Below are 19,667 nucleotides of genomic sequence, written 5' to 3'. Positions count from 1 at the left end.
CTCCCTACCAGGCTGTCCTGGTCGTTCTGTGGAGGAGAGCTACCAAGGGTCCTGCGCCCAGAACCTGCGCACCACATCGAGCGTGGCGTCGAGCTGCTCGAAGTGCGGGAGACCCAGCGTCGGCGCGACGCGGGCGGCCTCCACGCGCGGGTTCTGCTGCGTGAGCTCGGCGAGGCGGTCGAAGCGCGAATACGGGTCACGGTCGTGGAGGATCAGCGTGGCGACGGGCAGACGCGCATAGATGCGCTGGAGAGCGTCGTCCGTGAACAGGGCACCGGCGATGAACGCGAGGGGGGCCCGGTGGGCAAAAGGCTCCTTCGACGCGCGGATGGCATAGTCGACGAGCCCTGGATCCGGCGCGCCGACGAAGCTCTTCTGCAGGAACCAGCGAATGCTGGGCGGCGCGGCCAGCACGCGATAGAGCGCCTCCGCGGCGTAGGGGACACGCGAGACAGCCCGGAGGAGGGCGCTCGCGCCGGGAGGCTCACGGCCGAGCCCCGTCGGGGAGATGAGCACGAGGCTGTGAACAATGCTCATCTCCTCGCAGGCGACGGCGGCGGCGAACTCCGAGGAGAGGGAGAGCGCGATGACGTCGGCGCCGCCCGGCGCGCGGACCACGTCCGTGAGGAAGCGGCGCAGCGCGGCGCGGTAGAGCTCGCGATCGTACACGCGGTCCGCCCGCTCCGAGAGGCCGAAGCCGGGAAGATCGAGCGCGTAGACCGGCCGCTCGCCGCGGAGCGCATCGAACAGGGGCGCCATCTCCCTGGACGACGCGGCCGCGTCGACTCCGTGCACGAGCACCACGGGGCGCCCCGCCGCGCGGGCGTCCACGTAATAGGCGAGGCGCCCCGCGCTCCACGTGTCGACGTGCCGCACCTCCGCGTCGAGCGCGGGGGCGAGGGGAGCGCGCTCCGCGGGGCGGAGCGCGCTCGGCACGAGCCGATCGACGAGCCCATCGAGGCTCATCGCGCGTGCGCTCATCACGTCTCCCCCGGCGGCAGCATCCCCTCGTTGTCCGCGCGCTCGAGGTCGGCGATGCTCGGGTTCCTCGGCGCCGGACGCGACTTGACGCCGCCGTCGCCGGGCCTCGCCTCCTGGCCCGCGTCGCTGCGCTGCTCGCGCTCTCGACGCTCTGCTTGACCAGCGATCTCCTGCGCTGCGCGCACCAGTCGGTCCAGACGATCCACCTCCAGCTGATGGCGAGATCCGTGGGGACCACCGTGCCGATCCTCGAAACGGTGGTGCCCAGCGTCAGCGCGGCCATGAGACACCGTGCGATCAGGTCGAACTGTCATGCTCAGCTCCTTCCGCACGAGGTCAAAGCACGGACCGTGCCCCCGCGGGCCGCGGCCCCAGCAGCGCTCGTCGAGCCGACACCGGGCTGAACAGGGGCCAAGACGCCTCGAATGTGACCATTTGCCTCGGTCACGCTCGTCGATCCCGGTGACGGAAGCAGGGAAAGCTGGTGTCGAGCCGTATCACGAACGGATGGAACCGGGTCCTCGACGCCGATCCGGAGGGGACATCGTCGCCAGTCAACCTCGCTGTCGCTCCGCCACCGACGCGGAGTTTGCGCAGGTCCTGGAAGGTCTGGCACGGATGGAGAGGGCGGCCGGCGCCGCCGCGCCGGCGCCGGAGGCAGAGGGGGAGCTGCCCGGCCGCGATTCCCGGGCTCCGGACGTCAGCCGGCGACTTCGAGCTTCCGGCCGGCCGGCTTGTTGATGTCGGCGAAGAAGTCGTTGCCCTTGTCGTCCACCACGATGAAGGCGGGGAAATCCTCGACCTCGATCTTCCAGACCGCTTCCATGCCGAGCTCGGGGTACTCGAGCACCTCGACCTTCTTGATGCAGTCCTTCGCGAGGCGCGCGGCCGGACCGCCGATCGAGCCCAGGTAGAAGCCGCCGTGCTTCTTGCACGCCGCGGTGACGGCGGGCGAGCGGTTGCCCTTCGCGAGCATGACATAGCTGCCGCCGTTCGCCTGGAAGAGGTCGACGTACGCGTCCATCCGGCCAGCCGTGGTGGGGCCGAACGAGCCGGAGGCGTAGCCCGCGGGCGTCTTGGCGGGCCCGGCGTAGTAGACCATGAACTCCTGCAGGTAGCTCGGCATGCCGTCGCCGCGATCGAGGCGCTCCTTGATCTTCGCGTGCGCGATGTCTCGCGCGACGATCATCGGGCCGCTCAGCGAGAGCCGCGTGCGGATGGGGTACTTCGAGAGCTCCGCGCGGATCTCGCTCATGGGACGGCGGAGGTCGAGCTTCACGACCTCGCCCTCGAGATCCGCGTCCGTGGTGTCGGGCAGGTACTTCGCGGGATCGGCCTCGAGCTGCTCGAGGAAGATGCCCTCGCGCGTGATCTTGCCGAGCGCCTGACGATCCGCAGAGCACGAGACGGCGATGCCGACAGGGCACGAGGCGCCGTGGCGCGGCAGGCGGATGACCCGGACGTCGTGGCAGAAGTACTTGCCCCCGAACTGCGCGCCGATCCCCGTCCGCTGCGCGAGCTCGAGCACCTTCTGCTCGAGCTCGCGGTCGCGGAAGCCGCGCCCGCGCGCGTTGCCGTCGGCCGGGAGCGTGTCGAGGTAGCGCGCGGAGGCGAGCTTCGCGACCTTGAGCGTGTACTCGGCCGACGTGCCGCCGACGACGATGGCGAGGTGGTACGGCGGGCACGCCGCGGTGCCGAGCGCGCGGATCTTCGCCTCGACGAAGGAGAGCAGGCTCTCCGGGTTCAGGAGCGCCTTGGTCTCCTGGTAAAGATAGCTCTTGTTCGCGGAGCCGCCGCCCTTCGCCATGAACAGGAGCTTGTAGGCGTCGCCGTCCGTCGCGAAGATCTCGATCTGCGCAGGGAGGTTGTCGTTCGTGTTGACCTCCCGGTACATGTCGAGCGGCGCGAGCTGCGAATAGCGCAGGTTCTGCGCGCGGTAGGTCTCGAAGACGCCGCGCGCGATCGCCGCCTCGTCGCCGCCGCCCGTGAAGACGAGCTGGCCCTTCTTGCCCATGACGACGGCCGTGCCGGTGTCCTGGCACGACGGGAGCACGCCCCCCGCGGCGATGCTCGCGTTCTTGAGGAGCTCGAGGGCGACGAAGCGATCGTTCGAGGAGGCCTCGGGATCGCCGAGGATCCGCGCGAGCTGCGCGAGGTGACCGGGCCGGAGGAGGTGGGCGATGTCGCGCATCGCCTCGCGCGCGAGCAGGGTGAGCCCCTCCGGCTCGACCTTGAGGAACGTCGAGCCGGCGGCCTCGAAGGTCGAGACATGGTCGCGGCTGACGAGGCGGTACGGGGTCTCGTCATGGCCGAGGGGGAGCATGTCCTGGTACTGGAAATCGGTCATCGTTCGGGTCTCCGGGGAAGCAGAGAAGCAGAGAAGCAGAGGAGCAGAGAGGAAGAGGGGCAGAGGGGCTGCGGGTCCCTCCTTCTTTGCATGGCTCCCGCCCCGGGCTCAACACCCACCCAGCGCCGGCCGTCACGCGGGGAGCGCGCGCTCGACGTCGCCGAGGACGGCCGAGATCTGCCGCAGGAGCGGCTCCCGGGCGCTCCGCAGGAAGAAGTGTCCGCCGGGGAACATCTCGACCCGGAAGGCCCCGCGCGTGTGATGGCGCCAGCCTTCGAGATCGGCGCGGTCCGCGCGCTCGTCGTCGAGGCCCCCGAACGCGGAGATCGGACAATCGAGCGGGGTCCCCGGGACGAACGGCTCGGCCTCGTTGACCGCGAAATCTGCGCGCAGGACAGGCAGGAAGAGCGCCAGGAGCTCCGGGTCGCGCAGCACCTCGTCGGGCGTGCCCCCCATGCGGCGGATCCGCTCCAGAAACTCGGGCTCGGGCAGGCCGTGGAGCGGATCCGAGCCGCGAACGTGAGGCGGGCGCCGGCCCGACACGAAGAGGTGGCGCGGCAGCGGTGCTCCCCGGCGGCGGAGCTCGCGCGCGAGCTCGAAGCAGACGAGCGCGCCGAGGCTGTGGCCATACAGCGCGAACGGCTTCGTGAGCCACGGCTCGAGCGCGGTGGCGAGGGCCTGGACGAGCGGCGTGAGGCGCTCGAACGGCGGCTCGCTCATGCGCGCCTCCCGGCCGGGGAGCCTGAGCGCGCAGAGCTCCGTGTGCGCGGGGAGCGCGCGCCACCAGGCGCTGTAGATCGACGAGCCGCCGCCCGCATAGGGCGCACAGAAGAGTCGAAGCCGGGCAGCAGGGTTCGGCCTCGGCACGCCGACCCAGGGGTCGCGGCTCGGGCTGGGGGTCGTCATCACGGAGCGCTCAGCGTAGCTCGCCCCCGCGGCGCTCGCTCCCTACCATTTGCTGCCCAGGGCGACGCGGATGGTGGCGACCTTCCCCTGATCGAGGCCGAAGCCAAGGTCGTCGTCGAGCGCGACGAGCGCGCCGACGCGGGTGAAAGAGCCCTTCACGAGCGGCTCCCAGCCGACGAACGGCTCCGCCGCGAGCTGGGCCGAGTTGCTCGAGGAGAGAGGGAACGCCGCCTGAAGGCGCATGCCGATGCCAAAGTTCCCGAACGGGCGGAACTCGATCTCGTTTCCCTGCTCGATCACGGTCTTCGTCTCCTCCCCGTCGCGGGTCGGAAAGAAGACCTGACTCGCGAGATCGTGGGTGAAGAACAGGACCTTGCCGACGTTGATCTCGGTCCCGACGCGCGCCCGGAAGGCCCAGTGCGCGAGCAGCACGCGCTGCGCATCGAAGTAAGCCCGCGCAGGGAAGTTCGCCACCGACGCGACCTGGAGCTCCGTCCCCGGGTGCGGGTGGAGCGGGATCGTCAAGCTCATGCCGCCGAAGAGCGCGAGGATGGGCAGGGCATTGGCGGCGTAGTGGAGGCCGAACGTGGGATTGCCGATGAAGAACTGGCTGTATCCTGCGTTGCTCGTGAACCGCCTGCCGAACAGGTCTGTCGACTGGGGGCCCGAGACGTCGCCGTAGACGAACGGGATCTCCGCGTCGAGGTGGAGACCCGCGAACAGCTTGTACTGGGTGGCGGCGGTGATGGTGACGCCGAGCCGCGACGACTCCTCGACGGAGGCCTCTTCGCCGGCAGCCGCCGCGATCTCCCGCTGGTAAGACGAGCTGAGGACGTCGATCTCGAAGCCGAACCGGCCTCCCTGGCTCTTCGCCCAACGCTCCTTCGTCTTGTCGGTGACGGGCTGCCGCGGCGCCGCCTCTTGCGCGAGCGCAGGCGCGGCCAGGGAGAGCATGAGGAACAGGGTCCCAAGAGACGCTTTGGTCGTGCTCACCTGGTGTCTCCCATCTCGTTCTCAACTCGCGGGCAGCGCGGGCGATTGACCACCTTGTCGCACCGTCGCCGCGGCGTCGTACGGGAGAGGCCCCCATGACCGCGGCGATCGCCCGGATCAATGCAGCTCCAGCGCGCTGGATGCAAGCGTTTTGACCGTCGCGACCCTGCGACGCTCTGCGTCGGTCCTAGAAAGAGCCCGCGATCTCGAGAGACGCCGGCGCGATCGTGAGCCTCACGGGAGGAGATGACGCGCGCTCTCCGTCGGCGCGCTCCGGGCCTGCGCCAGCGACAGTGAGGTAGATCGAGATGCCGCCGGCGAGCACGGCGGCGCCCGCGAGCAGGTCGGTGGTGAGCGCGAGCGCCTCGCTCCTCGCCCGCGCTCGCTCGACGGCGCGGGCGTCGCCTGGATACCGATCGAGCTCCGCGTCGAGATCCCCGGAAGCGCCGAGCGCCAGGAGCCCGGTGGCGGCCGCGCCCACGGCGAGCGCGCCGGTCGCGAGCCAGGGCAACACGGGCACGCTCCGCTGCTGGCGAGGCGCGCGGTCCATCCGCAGCGCGCCCGGCGGCGCCGGCGGCGGAGCCGGCGCGCCGCCCGCGCCCTCGCCGGGGCCGTGCAGGGCTCGCGCCTCGGGGAGCTGGATCTTGAGCCGAACGTGATCGCCGCCGGCCACGTCGACGACCCTCAACACGGCCGGGCGGCCCGGCGCCTCGGCGACGATGCGGCGGCGCCCGGCGCTCATCAGAAGGGGCTCAGCGAGCGGCGTCTTGCCCGCCGGCACGCCGTCCACGGAGATCTCGACGTCCGGCGCCGAGGTCGAGATCTCCACCGTCGCGACGCGGCTCCGCAGGACGGCGATGTCCCGCTCCACCTCGGCCCGCCGGCCGCCCGGGAGCTGCTCGCCACCGTCGGCGAGGTACCTCTCGAAGGCGCGCAGCGCGCAGGCGTAGTCCTTGAGCTGATAACACGTACCCGCGATGTTGTAGAGCACCTGATATGCGGGCGCGAGGTCGTAGGCGCGGCGAAACTCGGTGAGCGCAGCGCCATAATCCACCTCGTTGTAGAGCTCGACGCCTCGCCGGAAGCGGGCGTCGGCCTCCTCGGTCTTGTTACCGGCAGGCTGAGCGGACGCGCCGAGCGGGGCGCTGAGCGCGATCGCGGCGCAGAGGGCGAGCGCTCTCGGGGTGTTCATCGGGCGTACGGGCTCTCCAGATCGATCCCCCGCTTCGGCTTCTGCTCGGCAGGCGGCGTCGCGGGCGCGCTCGACGGCGGCGCGGCGGACGCAGGCGGCGCCGTGGCGACGCTCGCCGGGGCGCTCCGACCGATGGCGGCGAGCCTCCCCGGCTGCGCTTCCGGTGCGCTCTTCAACGCGAGGCTCAAGAAGAGATCGTTGCTCGCCGTGACCTCCTCTTCCTGCGCGAGGAAACCCGGCGCCTCCGCGCGGATGACGTGCGCGCGGCCATCCCTGGCGAGGCGGCCCTCGTAGGCGCCGGTCGACATCGGCGAGCCGTCGATGGAGACCTTCGCGTCGGCCGGCGAGACGCGGACGACGAGGCGGATGGCCTCTTCCTGCTTCGGAGAGGGCTCCGCCGCAGGCTGCGCGGCGACCTGCGCCTCTTGGTGATCGCTCGCGGCGATCCGCCATGGCTGCGCGCGCAAGACCCCGACGCTCACGGCTCCGCCGATGGCGACGAAGGTGACCGCGATCACGACTATCGTGCGGTTCGGGCGCGCGGGGCGCTCCTTCGCGCCGGTCATGCTGACCGAGGGCAGCATCGAGCTCCCGTCCGAGGAGGCGCTGACCGCCGCGGGCGCGGTCAAGGTCGGCGTCATCGACATCGGACCGGCGCTCAGCTTCGGCAGGTCGGGCGCCGGCGTGACCCTCGGATAGCTCCCGGTCCAGCGCACGCCGCGCAGCTGCTCCTCCACGACTTGCTTAATCCGCGCCCGGTCGTCGGCAAACTGGCCGGCCACGATCTCGCCGACCTCCCGCGCGGACATGCCCCGGTGGCGCTCGCCGAGCCAGCGCTCGAGATCCGCCTGCAGCTCGGCCGCGGAGGCATGACGGTCCTCGAGCGCGGGCGCGAGCGCCTTCTGGCAGATCCGCTCGATCTCGGGGTCGAGCTCGACCCTGGACGCCTCTTCCGCGAGCCGCGGGACCTCGCCGATGGCGAGCCGCCCGAGGATCGCGAGGTTGTTGAAGCCCTTCCACATGCGCCTCCGGGCGATCGCCTCCCAGAGGATCACCCCCACCGAGAAGACGTCGGAGCGCCGGTCGACGCGCTCTCCGCGCGCTTGCTCCGGCGACATGTACGAGACCTTGCCCTTGAGCGTCCCAGTGCGCGTCTCCGTCAGCGAGTCGGCCGCCTTGGCGATACCGAAGTCGACAACCTTGATCACGCCATCATAGGTGACGAAGATGTTCTGGGGGCTCACGTCGCGGTGGACGACGTGGATCGGTGTTCCGTCGAAATCGCGCAGGTTGTGCGCGTAATGGAGCCCGGCCAGCGCGTCGCACAGGACGCGAACCTGGAGCGGGAGCGGCACCTTGTCGTGCCCCATGCGGGAGCGAATGCTGCCGAGCGGCTGGCCGTCGAGGTACTCCATGGCGATGAAGAAGCGCGCTCCCTCGTCGCCGACCTCGTACGTCTGAACGACGTTCGGATGATTCAATCGGGCCGCGAGCCGCGCCTCGTCGAGGAACATGGCAAGGATATCGGCGTCCTCCACGAGCTCGGGCCGCACGCGCTTCAGCACGACGAGCTTGTTGAATCCCACGGGGCCCTGGGCGACCGCGAGGCAGACGTCGGCCATACCTCCCCTGCCGATCTCGGCGATCGGGCGATATTTCCGCCAACCATTGGGATCGCTGGGAGCGCTCATTCGACCTGTGCCGGATCGATCCCCAGAGGGAGGCCAGCCCGGCCCGGAGAATGCCCGCGACCTGTTACCTCGAAGCGGCCGTCATGTGACGTTCTCGCGAATGCGATGGCCTGTCAGCGACGGTGTCGCCACGTCCCGGTCGGCCGGACAGCGCGGTCCTGCCTGACAGAGACGTTTCCCTTGCCATCGGGTGATTGCAATGAACCACGAGCGCAGCCCCGTCGATTCACCACTTGCCGCCGCCCTCGCGCTGGCCATGGGCGCGCTCGCCACGAGCGCCCTCGCGTGCTCGCTCATCATCGAGCAGCGGGATGTGCAATGCACTTCCGACGCGGACTGCGCGCAGTTCGACGGCGCCATCTGCGATCGCACGGACAGCACCTGCGTCCCCTCGTCGAGCGGCTCAGCCGGCGGCGAGGGCGACGACCCGACAGGCGGGTGCGCGGCGGCCGACAAGCCGACCGTCGAGATCACCGGGGATATCACGGAGGATTTCACGCTCAGATGTGACAAGAAGTACATCCTCAAGGGCCAGGTGAACGTCTCGGCCGGGGCGACGCTGACCATCGAGAAGGGCACGACCGTGCTCGGCGAGACGAACCCGCAGGTCCCCGCGACGCTCGTCGTGCACCCCGGATCCAAGCTCATCGCCGTGGGCACCCGGGATGAGCCCATCGTGTTCACGAGCAGCAAGGCCCCGGAGGATCGCAGGGCCGGCGACTGGGGCGGCGTCATCCTCCTCGGCAACGCGCCGACCAACCACGTGGACGCGAACGGCGCACGCACCCCGGGCCAGATCGAGGGGTTGACGAACAACGGGCGATACGGGGGCATCGACGAGAACGACTCGAGCGGCACGCTCAAATACGTGCGCATCGAGTACTCCGGCGTGAAGCTCGCGCCGAACAACGAGATCAACGGGCTCACCCTCGGCGGGGTCGGCAGGGGGACGATCATCGATTTCGTCCAGGTGAGGCACGTGTCCGACGACTGCTTCGAGTTCTTCGGGGGCACGGTGAACGCAAAGCACCTCGCCTGCCAGTACAGCGGCGACGACGCCTTCGACTGGGACCAGGGGTATCGCGGAAAGCTCCAGTTCCTCGTGGCGCAGCAGGACCCGAACGTCGCGGAGGAGACGAACGGGTTCGAGGGGGACAACGACCCGCTCGCGCTCACGCCGGCGCTCGAGCCCCGGAGCGAGCCGACGATCTACAACGCGACGCTCTGCGGGAAAGGCGTGGACGTGGGCAAGGAGCAGTACGGCATCCTGCTCCGCCGGTCGACGAAGGCGAACATCGCCAACACGATCGTCACGGGCTTCGAGTCGGGCCTCGACGTGCGCGACCCGGATCCCGAGCAGAACATAGCGAGCTCGATCTTCTTCAATCTGGTGAATGACCTCGCCTACGCCGAGACGACCGACGGGACAGGCATCCTCCAGGACGACGACGGCGGCTTCGATGAGATCGCGTTCCTGAGCGAGCCCGATCGGAAGAATCGGCAGGAGGACCCGGGTATCCAGGGCTGCTTCGACCCGTCCGCGCCGGTGTTCGGCCCCGCGGCGTCCCTGACCAAAGACGCGGTCGCGCCGCCGGACGGGTTCTTCGACGCGAGCGCCGCGTTCATCGGGGCGTTCAAGGATGCGAGCGACACATGGGCCACCTCGGGGAAGTGGGCCGTGTGGAGCCCGAACTGAAGTACCTCCCCGGATTTTTCGGGGGAATTCTCAGTACGAGCGTCGCAGAGCGGCGGTCACCCGCACAGGAGACGGGTCCAGATCGGCGTTTTCGGCGCGGAAGCGCACTCCAGTGCGCTGAGCACCGAAAACGTCGAGATGGGCCCGTCTCCTGTGCGGGTGACCGCCGCTCTAGCGCGGGCAGCGCTCCAGCCGCCGGGCGAGATTCCCGCGCTCCGCCGACTCCGCGCCTCCCCGCGCGCGCAGCGCGAGCGCGAGCGCGCGCGGGAGATCGAGGGCCGCGCCGCGCGCGCGCATCTCCAGATAGGACCGCTCGTAATCGCGAGGGACCCGCAGCGACCAGTTGTGGTCGCCCACCGTCCCGGGCGTGTTGTAGATCTCCTTCATCCCGAGCAGATCGGCGAAGAAGACCATCACGTTCGACGCCGGGCTGGCGAACAGGTCGGCGAGCTTGGCCAGCGCCAGCGCGCGAGGGTCGGACGCGAGCGCGCGCGCCATCGCGCCCTCCTCGGCCGGCGAGGGCGCGAGGCGCGTCGCCAGGTACGCCGCCTGCCGCCCCAGCGCGGAGGCGCGCTCCCAGGTGTCGAGGAGCCTCCAGAGCGGCGGCGTGTCGTGGGTCCCCACCATGATCCAGTCGGCGGGCGCGGCGTTCTCGCTGCGATAGACGTCCTTCGGGTTGTCGAGATCGGCCTTCTGCGTGACCCGGAAGCGCCCCAGCCCGTGCCGTTCAAGGACGGCCCCGAGCGGGTACGGGAGCGTGCTCAGGACCTCGCACACGACGTCGGAGATGGCGCGCCCGCGGGCCTCCGCGCAGCGCGCGATCGTGTCGAAGATGACGCTGTAGCGCCCGACCTGCTCCGGAGACAGCGAGGTGACCCAGTCGTCGGCATACCGGGGCACGGCGCGGTTCAGCTGCCCGGGAGAGACGATGGCGTACCGCGCGAGCAACGGGTGCTCCGGCAGGTCGGGCGACGAGAAGAGCCGCGCCCCGCCCTGGACGGCGCGGAGCGGATCGGGGGCGTCGGCCGCATAGACCCAGGGGCAGACGAGCCCGTGCGGGTGATCGAGGCGCACCCCGTCGAACTCGTCGAACATCTTGTCCATCCGCGCCCGAACGAGCGCGAGGCCGCCGGACGACGCATCCGCGTACTGCGCGGGATCCAGGACAGGGTAGCTCCACACCTGGCCCTCCGGGTTGGTCCGGCTCGGCGGGGCCCCCATCAGATACCCCCTGAGGAAGACCGATTGATAGGCCCAGGCATCCTGAGGCGAGTAACCTATCTGCAGATCGCCGTAGAGCTTGAGCCCGAGATCGGCCGTCACCGTCCGGAGCGCCGCGTGCTGCTCGTGCGCGAGGAGCTGGCAGAAGGCGTAGAAGCGGAGCTCGTCGCGGTACCTGTCGAGGAGCGCTCTCCTGCGCTCCCCGCACGCGACCACCTCGCCAGGGCCAGGCGCGTAGAGGCGCCGGTCGAGATCGGGCTCGCCACACCAGCCGTGAAACCAGCCGCTCCGGTGCTCGGCGCAGAGCGGGCCGTAGAGCCCGTCCCTCTCGAGCCACACGGCGTTCCGCCGCGTAAAGGCGTCGAGGCGGCGCTCGAGATCGCCGAGATCGCCGCGCCTCCGCCGGCCCTCGAACGACGCGTACGCGTCGCGGAGCGCGGCGCGCTGCGCGCGGTAGGCATGGCCGTGCTGCGCGCGCGCCTCGCTGCCAGGAGGCCGCCCGGCGACGATCTCCCGGAGCGACTCGGGGCGGAGGAGCGCGCCAGAGGGGCCGTCCTCGACCAGCCCGGCGAGCGCGATCGACAGCGTGCTCCGCGAGAAGATGGTGCCGTCATACGGAGACGCGTTGTCGGCAGAGGTCTCCCCCTGCGGCCCCAGCTGGACGCCGTTGAAGCCGAGATCCCGCGCGAACCGGAGGAATCGGCGCCCCCCCTCGGTGTTCGGGGACCCGCGCCCGATGTCCTCCGCGTCGTCCGAGGGAAAGCTCGGATCGTGGATCGCGAGCACGAGGTTGCGGATGCCCAGCAGCCCGAGCGCGGCCTCGACGAGCCCCCGCTCGTCATCGCCCCATCGAGCCTCGGCCGGCGCCGTTTCGCCCCTGTCGTTCCCGACGTCCTTCATCGAGGCAAGGTATAGCGATGAACGGATCGGACCGCCAACGCGCAAGGCGAAGAGACCCTCCTGCCTCGGAGATGTGATTACACCGCTGTACGGCAAACCCCGAATGCGGCTGTCAGGCCCCGAGGCGCGTGCCTGCCGCGACTCCCGAGGTCGCGCTCGTGGCCTCCACCATCGGCAGCGTGAAGAAGAACGTGCTGCCCTCGCCCACCTTGCTCTCGACCCAGATCCGCCCGCCGTGCACCTCGACGAGCGCCTTCGCGATCGAGAGGCCGAGCCCGGTGCCCTTGTGGGCCGTCTCCTTCGCCTGCCAGTAGCGCTCGAAGATCCGCGCCCGCTGGTCCTCCGGGATGCCCGGGCCGGTGTCCCGCACCGAGAGGCGCACCTCCCGGCCCCACGGCTCGGCCCGGATCGCGACCTCGCCGCCGGCCGACGTGAACTTGATCGCATTGCCGACGAGGTTGGCGATCACCTGCAGGATCCGCTCGCGATCGCAGAGCGCCCGATCGACGCCGAGCTCGACGCTCTGCTCGAGGCGCAGCGACTTCTCCGCCGCCTCCTCCCGCAAGAGCTCGATGGCGTCTCCGAGCAGGCCAGCGACGTCGTGGGGCACCGGCTGGATCGAGATGTGGCCGCCGTCGAGCTTCGCCAGGTCGAGCAGATCGCGGATGAGGCGGTTCATGCGATCGGCCGCCTTCTGGATGCGCTCGACAGGGCGCCGCACGTCGACCGCCTCGTCCGCGCCCGGCAGCTTCCGGCGCAGGAGGCTCGTGTTCATGACGATGGTGGCGAGCGGGCTCTTGAGATCGTGCGACACCACCGCGACGAGCTCCTCCCGGGCCCGGATCGCCCGCTGCGCGCTCTCGTACAGCCGCGCGTTGTCGATCGCCAGCGCGGCCCTGCGCCCGAGATCCTCGGCGAGCGCCCGGTCCTCCACGCCGTACATCAGATCGTCGCGGCCGGACGCGATGGTGAGCACGCCGAGCATCGTGCCGCGCGTGACGAGCGGCACGGAGATGTAACGCCGGAGGCCGAGCTCCATGAGGAGCGCCTCGCTCGCCGACACCGGCGGCTCGCTGTCGTACGAGCCGCGCTCGCTCGCCGGGGCGAGGGGCGCGCCGGCGACCTCGCAGAGCGCCGCCTCGCCCGTCTCCAGCACGCTGGCGACGCCGGACGGGAGGACCGAGTCCATCGGCGTCTGGCCCTGCAGGAGGCGCGCGAGCTCGCTCTTCTGCGGATCGGCGTGGACGACGACCGCGCGCCGGAGCATCGCCTCGCGCTCGATGATGTCGACCATGCACCAGTCCGCGACGAACGGGACCGGCAGGCGCGCGACGCGCACCAGCGTCGCCTCGTAATTGAGCGAGCTCGAGAGCAGCCGGCTCGCCTCCGAGAGGAAGGCCGCGCGCCGCTGCGCCGCCTCCGCCGCCGCGCGCCCCGCCTCCGCGGCGGCGAGGTTCCGCGCCCGCTCGCGCTCGTTCTCGATCATGCGGGCGTAGAGCAGGCGGTGCACGAGCGCCGTGCGGAAGGTCGCCGTGAGCCGGCGCATCATGCCCCGGTACCGGGGCGCGAACGGGGGCTCGCTCTCGAAGCAGAGGAGGAGGCTGGACGCGCCGCTGTCGCCCTGCCCCTCCAGCGAGAAGTGCCACGTCACGAGCCCGGGCCGCGCGAGCTCGGGGTACGGCAAGGAGAGGCCCGCGCCCCCGCCGTTGGGCTCGCCCGACGCGGCGGGCGAGCGCGGCGGGATGGGCAGCGCGCGCGAGCTCGCCGACAGGCCGGCGGCGTCGAGGAGCCGCGGGGCCCGCGGGGCCGGCTCGACGAGCACGAGCACGGCGATGCAGCTCAGGCGCTCGGCGAGCCGCTCCAGGAAGACCGCCATCGACTGGTGCGGATCGAAGAGGTCGAGCGCCGCGACCGTGAGCTCCTGGAGGACGCTGAGGAGCGCCAGCCGTTCCTCCTGGATCTCGTGCTCTTCGCCGCTCGCCATGACAGGGCTCCAACCGCTCCCGCGCTCAGGCCCCCAGGGCGAGCACGACAGCGGTCTTGTTGTGAAACTGCGGTACTCCTCGGCCCAGCGTACCGACTTCTCCAAACGTCAGACATCCCATCACCGGGACGCTCTCGCCGAGCTCGCTCTCGAAGGTGGTCAGCTCGTCGCGCACCGTGTCGCCGAGCATCATGCACCGCGAGATGCAGTCGAACACGAACGCGCCGGCGATGGGCCCGGCCACCGCCTCGCGCGCCGTGGTCGCGGCCTCGCGCGCGGCGCCGACGAGGCCGATGGGGTCGCCCTCCATGACGCGGATGAGGCACCCGTCCGGGACCTCGCCGACGCAGTAGAGCCCCCCCGGCGAGACGACGCGCAGCGGATCGCGGATGACGTGCTCGCCGTCGGCCTGCGGGATGCCGAGCGGGTGGGTCATGGCGAACGTGGCGAAGCCGTCGATGTTCACCTGATCCCCCCTCGCCCGCGCGGTGCGCTGGTAGACCGAGAAGGCGCCCTCGTACTCGAGCTCGGCGAGGACCGTGCCCTCGGCGCGGGTGACCATCGTGGGCGGGCCATACGGCCGGAAGCCGTGGCGGATGCCGGTCGCCATGCGCGCCGGCGAGTCGATCGCGACGACGACCACGCTGTCCGAGTAGGCGCTGCCGCCAGCGAACTGCGCGGTGCGCACGAAGCGGAGGTTGTCGCCCGCGCCGCCGCCGGCCCAGACGACGCCCGTCCCGCCGACCTCGACCGCGCCGCGCACTACGTCGGCGGCGTTGCCCGTGACCGCGTCCGGCAGCACGATGAGCGCGCGGCTCCACCCGGGAGCGACGGACGACGGGAACGCCTCGAGGGCGCGCGAGGCGGCGAGCACGCCGGCGCGCCGCCCGTCCTGGCTCACCGGCTGCGCGACCCCGACGCCGACACGCACGGTCTCCGAGGCGACGAGCCCCACCACGAGCCCCTGCCGGAGCAGCCGGCTGCCGGCGAAGACCCCGGCCGTGCAGCACCCCGCCCAGGGGACGCCCGGCAGCTGGCTCGTCACGGCCGCGGCGAGCGCGTCGGCGTCGTACTGGTCCGTCGATAAGACGAGGGCGAATGCCGGTCGCGCCACATGCTCCGTGCGGGAAGCCCCGCGGAGCGCCGTCGCCACGGCCTCTGAAGCAGCCTCTCTCGGATCCGCCGCGGAGCTCGCCCCGACAAATACCTGTGTCGCCATGTTCCCTCCCCCCATCGGAATTTCGGCACTCGCGTTATACTGGAGATTCATCCGATCGTCACGGCGGGTGATTGTCCCGTGATGTCATCCGTACAGGGCGCTCCCGTTCGTCGAGCGACTCACGATTTTCCCGGCGCGACGCTCCTCGCCGAAGAGCCAGGCAGCGCCGTGAGGAGGCCCGCGGAGCGCTGATCTGCGAGGAGAGAGGGAGGCGCCTGACACCAAGGGGGCAGGACCCTCATCCTCCAATAAGACAACGCGCGCTGCAAGCTCGGCAGACACGCCGGACACACTCGAGTCGGCCGTACAGGAGCAATCAGGGTCTTGCGCAAAACCTGGACAACACGGCATCACACGGCAGGATCGTGGCATTGCGAACCGCGCTCGATGGGGCCTTGATGCCCGAGGCGGAATCAAGGCGAGTCCACGGCGCGCTGCCAGGCGAGGCGTGGTCGTTCCGTCCGACGAGAGACGGTGAACCCGGAACCTCGCCGGTCATGGGATGTTTCGGGAACAAGCTCAGGGATTCGCCCGCAAGAGCGAGTACGTCAGGGGGTGCCAGAACCCGCCCTGTTTCGCCCCCGGAGCGGCCCCGACGGCGACAAGCACGAACCCCTGACCGTCCCCGATGTCGGCGGCCGGCACGTCGCTGCTCGCCAGGATCTCGCGCATCGGCACCGACGACGTCACCGTCCCCTCGATGGGATCGCGGGTCTCGATCGCGACCTCGTCGAGCGCGCCGAGGTCGCTCACCGAGAGCCCGGTGGACGGCGGGAACGGCGCGATCGCGCCGTAGGAGAGGTCCTGCGCGAGCGTCACCCCGGTCGCGTCGTCGCGCCCGGGCGTCAGGTCCACATGGACCACCGGCGTCGCCGCGCTCGCGTGCGCGACCTGCAGGCTCAGCTTGCCGAACGTCGTCCGCCGCGACATGGCGACCGCGACGAGGCCGGCGGTCGGCGTGTCGATCGTGTAGGCGTCGCCGCAGCCTTCCTTCTCGCTCTCGTGCGTGTGCCCCTCGCCGCCGAGGCATCCGGTGGCGACCAGGAGGAGGCTCTTCTCCTCGGCGAACACGGGCGCCGGCAGCACGGGGAGCCCCGCGGCCACGATCGGGGCCGCGGGGCTCCCCGTGCCGCCCGCGAGCGCGAGGATCTCCGCGCAGTCGAGCCCCTCCGTCGCGCGGAGGTCGCCGGCGATCACGTGCGCGCGCAGGCTCGTCCCCTCGGGGATCGCCGCGCCGAGCGGCTCGACCTCCTGGGCCCGGGCGAACGCGAGGCCCGCGGCGGCGCCCGGCCAGGGGTCCACGCCGGCGCCCGTCCCGTCGGGGTACGCGAGGAAGCAGAAGCGGACCGCGTCGTGATCGCTGATGCCGTTCACCACCGTGAGCCTCGTCGGCCCCGGCGGCTCGACCGCGCCGCCGCCCGCGCCCGTGGTCGTCGTCGCGCCGCTCGTCGTCGCTCCCGGGCCGCCGCCGGCGCCGGAGGTGGCCGCCCCGCTCGATGGATCCCGGCCGAGGACGCCGTGGTCCTGCGTGCAGGCTGCCGCGACGGCAAGCGAGATCCCCCCGAGGCAGGCCCATCCGGACGAACGAACTCGGTGCAGCACGCTGCGAGCTTACCGTGCTAGGCGGGGTCGATGCGGGTCCATCTCACCGCGCCGGCCGCCGCCGCCGTCCGCCGCGGCCACCCATGGGTCTACCGAGACGGCATCGCGGACGGCGGCGGGCACGGGAGCAAGCGCGGCGAGGGCAAGCGCGGGGAGCGCGCGCACCGCGGCGGCGCCGCGGCGTCGGGCGACGTCGTCGAGCTGTCGGCCGAGGGGGCGCCGTTCCTCGGGCGGGGGCTCTGGGACGCGGACTCGGCGATCGCCGTCCGCGTCTTCCAGCGCACGCAGGCGCCGCAGCTCGACGAGCGGGCCATCGCGGAGCGGCTCGATCGCGCCTTCGCCCTGCGCGACGGCTGGTTCGACGGCCGCGACACGACGGCCTACCGGCTGTGCAACGGCGAGGGGGACCGGGTGCCGTCGCTCGTCATCGATCGGTACGACCGCGCCGCGGTGATCCGCCTCGACGGCGACATGCTGGCGCCCTGGCTCGATCGCCTGCTCCCGCACCTCGCGCGCGCGCTGGGCGCCCGCGGCGTGCGCTCGATCGGCCTGCGCGCGCGCGCGCAGGCCGCGGGCGAGGACGCGGACGGGAAGAAGCTCGCGCACCTGCACGGGCCGCCGCTGCCGGATCGCCTCTTCGTGAGGGAGACGGGGGTCGCGATGGAGGTCGATCTCGCGCGCGGGCAGAAGACGGGGGCGTTCCTCGACCAGCGCGACAACCGCGCCCGCGTGCGCGCGCTCGCGGCCGGGCGCCGGCGCGTGCTGAACCTGTTCAGCTATGCGGGGGGCTTCTCGGTGGCCGCGGCGCTCGGCGGCGCGGGCCGGGTCACCTCCGTCGACGCGGCGTCGGCCGCTCACGCGTCGGCGCAGCGCACGTTCCGCGAGAACGGCGTGGATCCGGCGGCCCACGAGTTCGTGACGGCGGACGCGTTCGACTTCCTCGAGAAGGCCCGCGCGCGCGGCGACCGGTACGATCTCATCATCTGCGACCCGCCGAGCTTCGCGCCGAGCGAGCGCGCCAAGCCGCGCGCGCTCGGCGCCTACCGGCGCCTGCACGCCGCGGTCGCGCGCGTGCTGGATCGAGGTGGCCTGTTGTGCGCGGCGTCGTGCTCGAGCCACATCACGGCGGAAGACTTCCTGGCGACGCTGGACGACGCCACGCTGGAGCGGGACGACCTGCGGATCCGGGCGATCCACGGGCAGCCGGAGGACCACCCGACGCTGCCGGCGTGGTGGGAGGGGCGGTATCTGAAGTTCGTGGTGCTGGAGTGACGCGCTGACGCGCCCGCCGGATTCGCCGCGCGTTCAGGGGTGCGCGCCCGGACGGGCCACGGCGCAGCAGAGGTGGCCGGAGCCGGCCGCCGCGAGACCTCCTCCGGAGATCACCTGCGGGTCGAGGCGATTGACCACCGGACAGCCAGTGACGCAGGCGCTGCCGGCATAGCGGAAACGGCTGTCCGTGGAATTCGCTAATGACCCCTGCGCTGCGGGCCTGGCGGAAACGGCTGTCCGTGGAATTCGCCAATGACCCCTGCGCTGCGGGCCTGGCGGAAACGGCTGTCCGTGGAATTCAATGTCGTTCACAAAGGCATGACCGACACGCGCCGCGGCCGTATCGGCTTCACCGTCCGGCGCTCCGCGGGATCGGCAGCATCACGCCTCGACGTCTCCGAGCGCCTCCAGAGATCGGCCTTCCCGGGCCACGCTACTACACTGGCCCAGTATTGTCCATTGCTCAGCCAACACACGGCTCACGCGCGACGCGTGACGCGTGACGCGCGACGATACCGAGCGATAAAGTCGATTCGAAGCAGGGAATCGATCGAGCGCACCGCCATAGCCCGCGGTATCTTTGGAGAAGAGCCGCGCCGAGCGGTCCATGAGCTCGGACGCGGTAAACAAGGGGGATCTATCATGACGACGCTGAAGATCACCCCGGAGCAGATGCGCTCGCGCATCGCGCGGTTCGGCGAGCTCCGGGCTTACGTGAATCACACCGTTGACACCAGCATCCCACAGGAGGCGTTCGACGCCGTGAACCCTCCTCTGTATCTCCTGATGGCGCACGCGGCGGGGGACGCGCGCGAGGGGACGGCGCCGGCCATCGTCGGCCCCAAAGGCATGAGCGTGGGCATCGTCAGCTGCAGGCCTGGCGACAAGGTCCCTCTGCACGCACACCGTCGCTCGAGGGAGGTATTTCTGTGCCTCGCTGGACGCTTCGCGCTGCGCTGGAACGAGGGCGCCACGGACGAGACGACGCTCGAGCCCTTCGATATGATCGACGTGCCCGTGGGCGTCTACCGGCAGTTCGAGAACGTCGGCCAGGAGCCCGGGCTGCTCCTCGCCATCATCACGGACGAGCGCGAAGACGAGCCGGGCGACATCGTCATCGCGCCCGAGGACAGGGCGCGCTTCGCCGAGCGCTTCGGGCCCGCAGTCCTGGAGAAGCTCACGGCGACGACTGGTATGCTCTTCACCGATCCTCCCACAGAGTAGCGCCTGCCCTCGCGGTCCATCCGCGGACAGCCCCCGCCGAGCCACGGCGGCGCCGGCGGTTCAGGGCCAAGCCCCGTCCCCTGCCGGCGCCGCGCCGCGCCGACAGCGCAGGGCGCGGCACGGATGAACGGATGAACTGGCTCGGGCAGGAGCTCGGACATGATCGAGATGTGCCTTGCGCTCATCGCACGAACGATTTTGATCATTCCGCTTGGCAATATTTCGATAAAGGATCATTATTAATTCTGTCGACCAAGGAAACGTGTCGCCGGGGGAGGCGAAGACGTCGAGTTCTCGCGTGATGGTTCCGTGACAGGCGTACGCCTGATGCGCGCTCGGGGATGAATTGCGCGCTCGGGACGAGGAGCGCCATGTCACCGAGGACATCGCTGAGCCGACAGCCGGCGCGCGAGCGAATGGAGTGCCTGACGACCTGCAT

Annotated in this window: 14 protein-coding genes; 3 read left to right on the top strand and 11 right to left on the bottom strand. The window is 71.0% G+C overall.

Annotation, left to right across the window (positions count from 1 at the left end; translation table 11 throughout):
- Positions 1-39: 39 nt before the first annotated feature.
- From WMF11_RS02070 to WMF11_RS02040, 7 genes are all read right to left on the bottom strand, one after another.
- Positions 40-981 carry an alpha/beta fold hydrolase gene (locus WMF11_RS02070; protein ID WP_437976250.1) on the bottom strand — a complete coding sequence of 314 codons (942 nt, stop codon included), beginning with the start codon at positions 979-981 and terminating at the stop codon, positions 40-42.
- Positions 981-1,187 carry a hypothetical protein gene (locus tag WMF11_RS02065; RefSeq protein ID WP_437906765.1) on the bottom strand — a complete coding sequence of 69 codons (207 nt, stop codon included), beginning with the start codon at positions 1,185-1,187 and terminating at the stop codon, positions 981-983. The genes WMF11_RS02070 and WMF11_RS02065 overlap by 1 nt, the downstream gene beginning before the upstream one ends.
- A gap of 494 nt (positions 1,188-1,681) precedes the next feature.
- Positions 1,682-3,328 (bottom strand): fumarate hydratase, encoded by a 1,647-nt coding sequence (locus WMF11_RS02060; protein WP_012232992.1) that lies wholly within the window; start codon positions 3,326-3,328, stop codon positions 1,682-1,684.
- A gap of 132 nt (positions 3,329-3,460) precedes the next feature.
- Complete coding sequence (locus tag WMF11_RS02055; RefSeq protein ID WP_437906764.1) at positions 3,461-4,234, bottom strand: thioesterase II family protein; 774 nt, start codon at positions 4,232-4,234, stop codon at positions 3,461-3,463.
- A gap of 42 nt (positions 4,235-4,276) precedes the next feature.
- A complete protein-coding gene (locus tag WMF11_RS02050; protein WP_437906763.1) occupies positions 4,277-5,227 on the bottom strand; it encodes a hypothetical protein in 951 nt (316 codons plus the stop codon).
- A gap of 187 nt (positions 5,228-5,414) precedes the next feature.
- Entirely contained in the window at positions 5,415-6,419 is a 1,005-nt protein-coding gene (locus WMF11_RS02045) for a PEGA domain-containing protein (RefSeq protein ID WP_437976249.1), read from the bottom strand.
- Complete coding sequence (locus WMF11_RS02040; RefSeq protein ID WP_437976248.1) at positions 6,416-8,110, bottom strand: serine/threonine protein kinase; 1,695 nt, start codon at positions 8,108-8,110, stop codon at positions 6,416-6,418. The genes WMF11_RS02045 and WMF11_RS02040 overlap by 4 nt, the downstream gene beginning before the upstream one ends.
- Before the next feature lie 199 nt (positions 8,111-8,309).
- On the opposite strand from WMF11_RS02040, the gene WMF11_RS02035 reads away from it, so the two are divergent.
- Positions 8,310-9,806: a hypothetical protein gene (locus WMF11_RS02035; RefSeq protein WP_437976247.1), complete on the top strand. Its 1,497-nt coding sequence runs from the start codon at positions 8,310-8,312 to the stop codon at positions 9,804-9,806.
- A 171-nt stretch (positions 9,807-9,977) separates the two neighbouring features.
- Here WMF11_RS02035 and WMF11_RS02030 read toward each other — a convergent pair whose 3' ends face one another.
- The 4 genes from WMF11_RS02030 to WMF11_RS02015 all read right to left on the bottom strand — a co-directional run bounded on the left by WMF11_RS02030 (position 9,978) and on the right by WMF11_RS02015 (position 16,732).
- Positions 9,978-11,927 (bottom strand): 4-alpha-glucanotransferase, encoded by a 1,950-nt coding sequence (locus WMF11_RS02030; protein ID WP_437976246.1) that lies wholly within the window; start codon positions 11,925-11,927, stop codon positions 9,978-9,980.
- Positions 11,928-12,039: 112 nt separating this feature from the next.
- Positions 12,040-13,911, bottom strand: a complete 1,872-nt coding sequence (locus tag WMF11_RS02025) for a GAF domain-containing sensor histidine kinase (RefSeq protein WP_437976245.1) — start codon at positions 13,909-13,911, stop codon at positions 12,040-12,042.
- 25 nt (positions 13,912-13,936) lie between these two features.
- Positions 13,937-15,025, bottom strand: a complete 1,089-nt coding sequence (locus WMF11_RS02020) for an FIST signal transduction protein (RefSeq protein WP_437549013.1) — start codon at positions 15,023-15,025, stop codon at positions 13,937-13,939.
- Positions 15,026-15,649: 624 nt separating this feature from the next.
- Positions 15,650-16,732, bottom strand: a complete 1,083-nt coding sequence (locus WMF11_RS02015; RefSeq protein WP_437976244.1) for a hypothetical protein — start codon at positions 16,730-16,732, stop codon at positions 15,650-15,652.
- Positions 16,733-16,762: 30 nt separating this feature from the next.
- On the opposite strand from WMF11_RS02015, the gene WMF11_RS02010 reads away from it, so the two are divergent.
- A complete protein-coding gene (locus WMF11_RS02010; protein WP_437976243.1) occupies positions 16,763-18,004 on the top strand; it encodes a class I SAM-dependent rRNA methyltransferase in 1,242 nt (413 codons plus the stop codon).
- Between the two features lie 642 nt (positions 18,005-18,646).
- Positions 18,647-19,228, top strand: coding sequence for a cupin domain-containing protein (locus WMF11_RS02005; protein ID WP_437549007.1), 582 nt, complete (start codon positions 18,647-18,649; stop codon positions 19,226-19,228).
- Positions 19,229-19,667: the final 439 nt, after the last annotated feature.

It is taken from the genome of Sorangium sp. So ce295 (assembly GCF_051527405.1).
In the GTDB taxonomy this organism is placed as follows: domain Bacteria; phylum Myxococcota_A; class Polyangia; order Polyangiales; family Polyangiaceae; genus Sorangium; species Sorangium cellulosum_B.
The sequence above is the reverse complement of the archived record's forward strand: the minus strand, read 5'-3'. Positions and strand labels throughout refer to the sequence as shown.

Coding starts and splice junctions, on each gene's coding strand:
- WMF11_RS02070 (WP_437976250.1), bottom strand. CDS start 981: ATGAGCGCACGCGCGATGAGCCTCGATGGGCTCGTCGATCGGCTCGTG.
- WMF11_RS02060 (WP_012232992.1), bottom strand. CDS start 3,328: ATGACCGATTTCCAGTACCAGGACATGCTCCCCCTCGGCCATGACGAG.
- WMF11_RS02055 (WP_437906764.1), bottom strand. CDS start 4,234: ATGACGACCCCCAGCCCGAGCCGCGACCCCTGGGTCGGCGTGCCGAGG.
- WMF11_RS02045 (WP_437976249.1), bottom strand. CDS start 6,419: ATGAACACCCCGAGAGCGCTCGCCCTCTGCGCCGCGATCGCGCTCAGC.
- WMF11_RS02040 (WP_437976248.1), bottom strand. CDS start 8,110: ATGAGCGCTCCCAGCGATCCCAATGGTTGGCGGAAATATCGCCCGATC.
- WMF11_RS02035 (WP_437976247.1), top strand. CDS start 8,310: ATGAACCACGAGCGCAGCCCCGTCGATTCACCACTTGCCGCCGCCCTC.
- WMF11_RS02030 (WP_437976246.1), bottom strand. CDS start 11,927: ATGAAGGACGTCGGGAACGACAGGGGCGAAACGGCGCCGGCCGAGGCT.
- WMF11_RS02025 (WP_437976245.1), bottom strand. CDS start 13,911: ATGGCGAGCGGCGAAGAGCACGAGATCCAGGAGGAACGGCTGGCGCTC.
- WMF11_RS02010 (WP_437976243.1), top strand. CDS start 16,763: ATGCGGGTCCATCTCACCGCGCCGGCCGCCGCCGCCGTCCGCCGCGGC.
- WMF11_RS02005 (WP_437549007.1), top strand. CDS start 18,647: ATGACGACGCTGAAGATCACCCCGGAGCAGATGCGCTCGCGCATCGCG.